The organism is Rhizobium sp. PK7-22 (assembly GCF_056530405.1).
In genome coordinates, this window is sequence record NZ_CP096514.1 from 3,115,454 (window position 1) to 3,124,469 (window position 9,016).

Consider the following 9,016-nt stretch of genomic DNA (forward strand, 5'->3'; position numbering starts at 1 on the left):
CGACAGCAAACAGCGGCAGTCAGGCAAGCAACGGCTGCAGCGGCAGGCGCAGGCCATGGTAGAGCCACTGCCATGGAGAGGTGGAGGCTGCACCGAGCGCGTCGTAGGCATGCTTGATGTTGGCGGGAAACACGCAGACCGCATAGAGCGCCAGGCCGACAGCCGCATACTTTCGCAGAGCCGGCACCAGAAGGCCGGCGGCGCCGGCGATCTCGCACAGGCCCGTTACCAAGATGACCGCTTCAGGCTCCGGGACCCAGGACGGGGTGATGCGGACAAAAGGCCCGGGCACGGCCAGATGCAGGATCCCCGCCAGACCATAGAAGCCCGCCAGCACCACCCGGCATCGCACACGCCAGCTTTCCAGGCGGGCGCTCAGCGGCAGGACGTCATCATGTGCTCCCGCCATGCCGCCGCGCTCCTCTCTAGAAAACCGGCGAGACCCCTACCCGACCGTCGCGTCCTCGCGCACGTCATCGAGCAGAAAATGCACCACGACGTATTTGATGCTGTAGCGCGCACCGCTGTCGGACGTGGCCTCGACCGTTCCGCCGTCGGCTGGATGCCAGGCGTGGTAATGGGGGTTGTTGGTGATCAGGGTGACCGCCTTGCCGGCATATGTGCCGTCCAGCCGGTAACGGGCTTCGGCCAGCGGCCAGATGCGCTGGTAGTCCTCCTCCGTCACCCGCACCTTGAAGGCAGGCCGATGCGCCTCCAAGGGCCGGCCGCGACCGGCTCGCTCGGACACCGGAACATCCAGCATCACCTCCTCCGCATCATCCAACAGCGATCGCAGTTCCGCAGGCCACGCACGTCTCATCGATATCTCCTCCACACCCGTCTCCTCGGGTGGTTCGAAATGTAACGTGACACCGCTGCCGAAGCAAACGGTCGCCGGCTCCCTGTCGGCACCCGGTGCCGGCGAGCGGATGGCCGCAGGGCAATGGAGACGGAAACCGGTACGATCGCGAACGCGGCGGCGTCCTTTTCGATCGTACGACAGCCCATGAACATCGCGACAACGCCGTGCCAGGCGCGCACATGTGTCCAACGCCTTTCTCGCTTGCTGCAGGGAACACGATCCTTCTGCAGCCATTCAGGCTCATACCTGGAGATTTGATGGGGCGCATGGTGTGATCGAGAGAACCCGGATTGCGATAGTGGGCTTTGTCGCCACGGCCATCACCTTCGGGCCTGGACGCATGGCATACGGCATGTTTCTTCCCCAGTTGAAGTCGGAGTTCGCCTTCGGCTCCGGCACGGCCGGCGGCATCGCCGGTTTTGGATTTGCCGCTTTTCTTCTGGCCCTTTTCGTCACCGGCATGCTGACACCCCGCTTCGGCCCGCGCTTGCCGCTCCTGATCGGAGGATGCCTTGCAGTCGCCGGTTTCGCTCTCACGGCATTCGCTCCTGGTATGGCCGTGCTGAGCCTCGGGGTTGCCTGCGCCTCGGCAAGCGCCGGCTTTGCCTGGACGCCGTTCAACAGCATGACCCAGCAGGCGGTACCGGAGCAGTATCGCAAGCGGGTTCTCTCGATTGTCAGCACCGGAACGACGTTCGGGATCATCGCCGCCGGGCTCCTGGCGCTGGGCATGGCCCTCGGGGGCTTGTCGTGGCGGATCGCCTGGGCGGCCTTCGCCGCCATCGCGCCCATCACCCTCATCCTTCCCATGCTGCTCCTGTCGAAGAGGGATGGCTTCGAGCATGGACGCCGCATCGACATCCGCAAGGTGTTCGCCCGGCTTCGCCGCCGCGAGGCCGTTCCCCTCTTTGGCCTTGCTCTCTCCTTCGGCGCCACGAACGGCACCTATCTCTCCTACTGGGTCGAGCACATCAGCCAGTCCGGCGGCCTCCCCGGCATCGCTTCGGAACTGATCGGCCCCGTGCTCTTCATCGCCTTCGGCCTGGCGGGCTGCCTCGGTCTCTTCACGGGCGACGTCGTCGAAAGGCGTGGCCTGCGGATCGTGCTGCTGGCCCTGTTCTCCGGATCGGCTGCCTCTTTGCTGCTTCTGGGCGTCCTGCCGGGCAGCTGGCCAGGCACGCTTGCGTCCGCCACGCTGCAGGGGATCTGCGTAATGTGCCTCAGCGCGATCTACTCCTTCTGGAGCCAGCGCCTCTTCCCCGATATCCCCGCCGAAAGCTTCACGGCCGTCCTCATGCTCTATGCCGCCGGCAGTGTCATCGCGCCGCCGCTGGCAGGCCAGCTCGGCGCAGCGCTGGGCCTCGGCCCGACCTTTGCAGTTTTCAGCGCCGTGTCGATCGGCTCCCTGCTTCTGGTTCGTCGGATCAAGGAGGCGCCTTGAGAGCCTGCCACTCGGGCCGGCGGGCGTCTTCCGCTTTGGAACGGAAGATCACGGGCGTGGCGCGTCGCAGGAGATCGAAACCAGTTCCAGTTCCTGACCGCCGACCGAGACGACGTCTCCCACGCGCTTTCCCGAAAGCTGTCTGGCGACGGGAGACACATAGGAAATCGTGCCAGCCGTGGGATCGGCCTCGTCCTCGCCGACAATCCGGTAGGTCTGCACCCTGCCGTCCTCGCGATTGAAGGTCACGGTGCTTCCAAAGGCAACCATCTCCACCCCCACCGGCTCAGGGACAAGCTGGGCCGTTTGGACCCGCTGGGCGAAATAGCGCAGGTCGCGCAAAGGCCCCGCCGCCTGCCGCCGTCGTTCGTTCACGTCCTCGATGGCATTGGACGCCTGATGCGCGTCGCGCGCCTCCTCCAGCTGCCGCTTCAGCGCCTCCAGCCCGGCCTCCGTCACCAGATTGGGATGGGGCGAGACCGGACGGTCGGGCAACAGCGTCTCCGCAGCCGTTTCCGCACTCTCTTCCTTCACGAAGGCGACGCTCATGACAAATTCCTGTTCCGATGAATGGTTCTTGCTTTCATGGATACCGCCCTGGGAGCCTAAGATGCTCCAGCGCTCAGTCGAAGGTGCTTCTTACCGCAGAAGCCCGTCGCTATCGAAGTCTTCCCACCCGCGCAGCGTGACAGCCGGACCGTCGGGATCACGGACGGGCTTCTTCGGCACCTTCTGGGCCTTCTTCAGCGTCCGCGTCAGTTTCGCCTTGTAGGCGGCCTCCCGCCGCTTTTCCGCCTTCGCCTCGGCGTCCTCCTCCCGCCATTCGTCGACGGCGCCCCGGTCGAGAAGGTCTTCCACCACTTTCGGATCGAAGACATGGAACGTGATCCGGCGGGCGCGGCCGTTCAGCCGCACCGTCCGGGTCCCCGCGCTCGGCAAACGTCCGTCCGCAAGCCACCGATGGCGCTCGCTCGTCTTGATCGTCAGGATATCCTGGATCTCGCGGGGAATGACCGGCAGCGTCTGGGCCTCCCCCATCACCGTGTTGACGACGGCAACCGAGGCGGCAAACGCGGCTTTCTCGTTGACGGGCATCGCCAGCGTCAGGTCGCTCCCTTCGAGAACGACCGACTTCTTGACGGTGGCTGGAAGCCTCGCCTGGATTTCCTGCAAGATCCCCTTGGCCCGCACGGACGAACCGAGCGTCGCCGCAGGCGACAGCGTCCATGTTCTCAACAGTTCGATCTCGGTCTTTGCGGCTTTCGGCATGCCCGTTAGATGGGATGGGATGGCGTTGAGGTCAACGCTCGTCCTTTTTGCCGACATGGCGACACGCCGCCTGACTTCGTTTCTGTGGAGCCAGATCGCGGCTGCCGGGCAGTCGGCGTTCGAGGTCGGACGAAACGTAATCCGCAATGCCGAAGGCCATAGTGGTTTCGCTGAATCGGCTAGACGCCCATTTCTTGTTTTTCCGGGTTCGGAGGAGGGCGAATGAATACTTATGGTCAAGGACGTGTCGCTGAAATTCTGATTTTCTCTCCATCCCCTTCCGCATGGGCGAAAACCGCGTATCCTGAAAGCCCGTAAGCAACGATAACTTTCGGGGGTTCCATGGACATTTCGACCTTACTCGCCTTCGGGGCGGCCTTCTTCGTGTTCGCCGCCAGTCCCGGCCCTGACAATATGACGATCGTCGCTCGCACGATCTCACACGGCGCGGCTTCTGGCATTGCCTATGGGGCAGGAACTGTCGTCGGTATCCTGCTCTTCCTGACCCTGGCCGCATTCGGCATGTCGGTCATCGCCGCCGAAATGGGGATTGTCATGACGATCCTGCGCTATGTCGGCGCGGCCTATCTGATCTGGATGGGCATTAAGCTCTGGACGGCTGAACCAGTCGTGCCGGAACTGCAACCTGTTTCCGAACGGCGAGGTCTGCTGGCAGTCTTCGGGACCGGCATTGCGCTCAATCTCGGCAATCCGAAAATGCCGCTTTTCTACGTTGCGTTGCTGCCGAACGTGGTCGGATCGTCCCTGACGCCCGGTCACATCGCAGCGCTGGCGGCCGTCATCCTCGTTGTCGAGGTGGTAGTGATCGGTGGGCATGTGATCCTAGCCGGCCGCGCTCGCATGCTGCTTCGGACGCCGACCATCGTGCGCCGCGTAAATCGCACGGCCGGTGGTGTAATGGTCGGCGCTGGCGTTGCGGTGGTGGCATCGAGGTAAGCCGCGAAACTGCCGCAAAAGTCGGTCGTAAAAATCAGACTTTGCGACCGACTTTTGCGAAGGAAATTCCCCTTAAAAATTCAGGCGCCGCCGATCTGTCGCGAATGTTAGGATTTTGCGACCATCTCTCCGACGGAGAGTGACCGCTTTGGCCCTAAAGCAAACACCCGCCCCCCTCACACCCGCCCACAAAACGCATCCAGCCCCGCCATCTTCACCACGCCCTCCTCCACCACCGGCGCAAACCCGGGCATCGGGATCGGCAGGCAGCTTTTCATCGTCGCCGGCAGGGCGAAATCCTGGGGCTCGCGGGTGAGATTGAAGGCAAAGAGCAGGCGTTCGCCGTCCTTCTCGCGGATGAAGACGAGCAGGTCGTGGTTGTGGGTGTCGACGAAGGTGAGGTCGCCGTCAAAGAGCGGCGGATGCGCCTTGCGGAAGGCAAGCGTCGCCCGGTAGTGGTTCAGCACCGACTGCGGGTCGTGCTCCTGGGTATCGACGGCAGCGGCGGCATGTTCGGGCGGCACCGGCAGCCAGGAGCGTCCGGCGGTGGTGAAGCCCGCATGCCCCTTGTTCGCTTCCCACGGCATCGGCGTGCGGCATCCGTCGCGGCCCTTGAAGGCCGGCCAGAAGCGGATGCCGTAGGGGTCGGTCAGATCCTCGAAGGCAAGCTCCGCCTCCGTCAGCCCCAGTTCCTCGCCCTGGTAGAGGCAGATCGAGCCGCGCAGCACCGCCAGGACGCTGATCGCAAGCTTTGCCACCCGTTCGCGCTCTTCCGGCGTCTCGGCAAACCGCGTCACATGCCGCACCACGTCGTGGTTGGAAAACGCCCAGCAGACCCAGCCGTTCGTCACCGTGTCCTGGAAGGTGGAGACGACGCGGCGGATGAAGCCTGCCGAAAACGCCGGCCCCAGCAGGTCGAAGGTGTAGCACATGTGCAGCTTGTCGTTGCCGCTCGTGTAGATCGCGAGCGTCGTCAGGGAGCGTGGCCCGTCGCCGATCTCGCCCACCGTCGCACGGTTGTCGTAGCTGTCGAGCAGCGACCGCAGCCGCTTCAGGAAGTCGATGTTTTCCGGCTGGCTCTTGTCGTAGAGATGGTTCTGCATCGAATAGGGATTGGTGTCGGACTCCAGCCCCCCGGTCTCCGCATCGTAGAGGATCGGCGGATTGTCGCGCAGCTGCTTGTCGTGGAAATAGTAGTTGGCGGTATCCAGCCGGAAGCCGTCGACGCCACGGTCCAGCCAGAAGCGGACCGTATCGAGCATCGCCGCCTGGACGTCGGGATTGTGGAAGTTGAGGTCCGGCTGGGAGGTCAGGAAGTTGTGCATATAGTACTGCTTGCGCACGCCGTCCCATTCCCAGCCCGGCCCGCCGAAGATCGACAGCCAGTTGTTGGGCGCCGTGCCGTCGGGCTTCGGATCGGCCCAGACATACCAGTCGGCGCGCGCATTGGTGCGGCTGGTGCGGCTTTCGATGAACCACGGGTGCTTGTCGGAGGTATGGCTGATCACCTGGTCGATGATCACCTTCAGCCCCAGCCGGTGCGCTTGCGCCATCATCGCGTCGAAATCGGCAAGCGCCCCGAACATCGGATCGACGTTGCAGTAGTCGGAAACGTCGTAGCCCATGTCGGCCATCGGCGAGGTGAAGAAGGGCGACAGCCAGATGGCATCGACACCGAGCGAGGCGATGTGCGGCAAGCGCTCGGTGATCCCCTTCAGGTCACCGATCCCGTCGCCGTTGGTGTCCTGGAACGAGCGCGGATAGACCTGGTAGATGACCGCCCCGCGCCACCAGTTGGCATCATCCGCCCTGCCCGTCTCCAAAGCCATGTCCATCTCCTGTTTCAGCGTTGCGACGCGTAACCTAAAGCCGCCGTTCCAAAAGACAATCGCATTCCGATCCGGCGTACCGCACAGGCATGGCCGAGCTTGCCTTGAGGCCCACTTCCGCCTATTGCGACTTGAAACAGGGAATGACGGGGGAGAACGCGCGTGCCGGGTCGGTTGCTGTCCATCGGAGAATGCATGGTCGAACTGTCGCAGGCGGGCGAAGGCCTGCTGCGGAAAGGGTTCGCCGGCGATACCTTCAACACCGCCTGGTATGCCCGCGCCTGCCTTCCTGCCGACTGGAACGTCGACTACTTCACGGCGCTCGGCGACGATCCGATGTCGTCGGACATGCTGGCCTTCATGCAAAACGCCGGCATCGGCACGGATGCCATCCGCCGCATCCCCGGCAAGACGCCCGGCCTCTACCTGATCACGCTGACGAACGGCGAACGCACCTTCAGCTACTGGCGCGACACGGCCGCCGCCCGCAGGCTTGCCGACGACGCCGATCACCTGCGCCAGAGCATCGAATCCGCCGACATCGTCTATTTCTCCGGCATCACGCTCGGCATCCTCACCCCGGAAGCCAACGACACGCTGCTCTCTGAACTGCGCCGCGCCAAGGCCGCCGGCAAGCGCGTCGCCTTTGATCCGAACGTGCGCCCGCGCCTCTGGGCCGACCGCGACACCATGCTGAAGACGATCAGCGACGGCGCCCGCGCCGCAACGCTCGTCCTGCCGAGCTTCGACGACGAGACCACCCATTTCGGCGACCGCACCGTGGAAGACACGATTGCTCGCTATCACGGCCTCGGCGTCGAAGGCGTCGTCGTCAAGAACGGTGAACACGGCGCCACCTTGAGCTTCGGCGGCGCCACAAGCTACGTGCCGGCTGTTCAGGCGCCGGAGGTGGTCGACACCACCAGCGCGGGCGACAGCTTCAACGGCGGCTTCCTGTCGCGGCTGGTGCGGGGCGCTTCGCCGGAAGAGGCCGCAGAATATGGCGCGGCCGTCGCCTCCATCGTCATCCGCCACCACGGCGCCCTGATCAGCCCGGCGCTCCTGCCGAGCTGATCAGCGCGCCAACCGTTGCCAGATATCATTTATTCCTGAAACAATATCTAGGACTACAGGTTCTGTCCCCGTGAACACTCAAGCCGGCCCATGTCGGCGCACCGGAGGAAACATCATGAGCCTGAGACTTCTCACCGTAGCTGCCCTTTCCCTCGGCCTCGCCACCGGCGCCATGGCCCAGACCAGCAGCGACAGCAGCGGCTCGGCGGGCGGCAGCGGTTCCTCGGATGGCAGCAGCTCGTCCGGCGGAAGCAGCAGCTCCTCGGGCGGCAGCAGCAGTTCGTCGGGCGCCAACAGCAGCGACAATGCGGCCGGCACGGCCGATTGTGCCCCCGACAATGAGGCTGGCACCAACACCGCCACGACGGCAGGCACCCAGAACACCTCGAAGCCAGCCAACTGCTGACCGGCCTTGCCCGGAGGGAATCCGGCCGTTCCGGGCAAGCTGACATCACCTTGTAACAAAATCTTCCCATATCATTCCCGACGTCCGTGGTGCCGACAACCGAGTCGCTCGCATCCGGATCGCCGGGGTGGGACCATGAACAAGATCACCATCGTCACGGATGCCTGGTATCCTCAGGTCAATGGCGTCGTTCGCTCGATCCAGAACACCAACCGCGAGCTGGAGAGGATGGGAATCGACGTGACCATGGTCACGCCGCAGTCCTTCCGCAACATTCCCTGCCCCACCTACCCGGAGATCCGCCTCTCCGTCGCCACCTACTGGCAGGTGGCGCGAGAGATCGAGACCTCCAAGCCGGATGCCGTTCACATCGCCACCGAAGGTCCGCTCGGCCTTCTGGCGCGGCGCTGGTGCCTCAAGAACCATGTCCCCTTCTCCACCAGCTACCACACCCGCTTTCCGGAATATGTGGCCGCTCGCTTCCCCGTCCCGATCCGATGGATGCAGGCGTTCGTGCGCTGGTTCCACAATGCCGGCAACGGCTGCATGGTGGCGACCGCAAGCCTGGAACGGGAACTGGCCAAGCTCGGGCTGCGCAATCTCCTGCGCTGGAGCCGCGGCATCGACCAGAGCATGTTCCACCCGAGCCCCCTGGAGGAAAAGCCTTTCGGCCTGCCGCGACCGATCTTCCTGACGGTCGGCCGCGTCTCGGTGGAAAAGAACCTGCCCGCCTTCCTCGATCTCGAACTACCCGGATCCAAGGTCGTCGTCGGCGACGGGCCGGCGCTGGCCGATCTGGCGCGGCGCTACCCGGATGTCCTTTTCACCGGCCTCCAGACCGGCAAGGACCTTGCCGACATCTACGCCCAGGCAGACGTCTTCGTCTTCCCGTCGCGGACCGATACCTTCGGCAACACCATCCTGGAAGCGCTGGCGAGCGGCGTGCCGGTGGCGGCCTACCCCGTGACCGGTCCGATCGACATCATCGAGCCCGGCAGCCGCGCAGGCGTGCTGCACGAGGACCTGCAGCAGGCGTGCCTTGCAGCGCTGGACTGCTCCCGCGACAACGCCCGCGCGCTCGCCCGCAAGTTCACCTGGGAAGCCGCCTCGCGCCAGTTTCTCGACAATGTCCGCACCTCGCAGAAGCGCCTCGCCCTGCCCGCCCCCTGACAGGCAGG

General features: G+C 64.5%; 10 protein-coding genes. 5 read left to right on the forward strand and 5 right to left on the reverse strand.

Annotated elements, in window-relative coordinates:
* Nucleotides 1-19: 19 nt before the first annotated feature.
* Both M1E10_RS20010 and M1E10_RS20015 read right to left on the reverse strand, forming a co-directional pair.
* On the reverse strand, nucleotides 20-409 hold the full coding sequence (locus tag M1E10_RS20010; RefSeq protein ID WP_499174550.1) for a DoxX family protein: 390 nt from the start codon (nucleotides 407-409) through the stop codon (nucleotides 20-22).
* Nucleotides 410-445: 36 nt separating this feature from the next.
* Nucleotides 446-820: a hypothetical protein gene (locus M1E10_RS20015; RefSeq protein WP_499174551.1), complete on the reverse strand. Its 375-nt coding sequence runs from the start codon at nucleotides 818-820 to the stop codon at nucleotides 446-448.
* A gap of 313 nt (nucleotides 821-1,133) precedes the next feature.
* Between M1E10_RS20015 and M1E10_RS20020 the strand changes: the two genes are divergently transcribed.
* The gene (locus M1E10_RS20020) at nucleotides 1,134-2,303 is read left to right on the forward strand and encodes an MFS transporter (protein ID WP_499174552.1); all 1,170 of its coding nucleotides are present in this window, start codon (nucleotides 1,134-1,136) and stop codon (nucleotides 2,301-2,303) included.
* A gap of 48 nt (nucleotides 2,304-2,351) precedes the next feature.
* Here M1E10_RS20020 and greA read toward each other — a convergent pair whose 3' ends face one another.
* Nucleotides 2,352-2,852: a GreA/GreB family elongation factor gene (gene greA, locus M1E10_RS20025; protein WP_499174553.1), complete on the reverse strand. Its 501-nt coding sequence runs from the start codon at nucleotides 2,850-2,852 to the stop codon at nucleotides 2,352-2,354.
* A 90-nt stretch (nucleotides 2,853-2,942) separates the two neighbouring features.
* Nucleotides 2,943-3,572, reverse strand: a complete 630-nt coding sequence (locus M1E10_RS20030; protein WP_499177240.1) for a hypothetical protein — start codon at nucleotides 3,570-3,572, stop codon at nucleotides 2,943-2,945.
* A gap of 342 nt (nucleotides 3,573-3,914) precedes the next feature.
* On the opposite strand from M1E10_RS20030, the gene M1E10_RS20035 reads away from it, so the two are divergent.
* Nucleotides 3,915-4,529 (forward strand): LysE family translocator, encoded by a 615-nt coding sequence (locus M1E10_RS20035; RefSeq protein ID WP_499174554.1) that lies wholly within the window; start codon nucleotides 3,915-3,917, stop codon nucleotides 4,527-4,529.
* A gap of 176 nt (nucleotides 4,530-4,705) precedes the next feature.
* Here M1E10_RS20035 and bglA read toward each other — a convergent pair whose 3' ends face one another.
* Nucleotides 4,706-6,358 carry an alpha-glucosidase family protein gene (gene bglA, locus M1E10_RS20040; protein WP_499174555.1) on the reverse strand — a complete coding sequence of 551 codons (1,653 nt, stop codon included), beginning with the start codon at nucleotides 6,356-6,358 and terminating at the stop codon, nucleotides 4,706-4,708.
* A gap of 162 nt (nucleotides 6,359-6,520) precedes the next feature.
* On the opposite strand from bglA, the gene M1E10_RS20045 reads away from it, so the two are divergent.
* The 3 genes from M1E10_RS20045 to M1E10_RS20055 all read left to right on the forward strand — a co-directional run bounded on the left by M1E10_RS20045 (nucleotide 6,521) and on the right by M1E10_RS20055 (nucleotide 9,008).
* On the forward strand, nucleotides 6,521-7,432 hold the full coding sequence (locus M1E10_RS20045) for a sugar kinase (protein ID WP_499174556.1): 912 nt from the start codon (nucleotides 6,521-6,523) through the stop codon (nucleotides 7,430-7,432).
* A gap of 115 nt (nucleotides 7,433-7,547) precedes the next feature.
* Nucleotides 7,548-7,838, forward strand: coding sequence for a hypothetical protein (locus tag M1E10_RS20050; RefSeq protein ID WP_499174557.1), 291 nt, complete (start codon nucleotides 7,548-7,550; stop codon nucleotides 7,836-7,838).
* A gap of 135 nt (nucleotides 7,839-7,973) precedes the next feature.
* Nucleotides 7,974-9,008, forward strand: a complete 1,035-nt coding sequence (locus tag M1E10_RS20055) for a glycosyltransferase family 4 protein (protein ID WP_499174558.1) — start codon at nucleotides 7,974-7,976, stop codon at nucleotides 9,006-9,008.
* Nucleotides 9,009-9,016 lie beyond the last annotated feature (8 nt).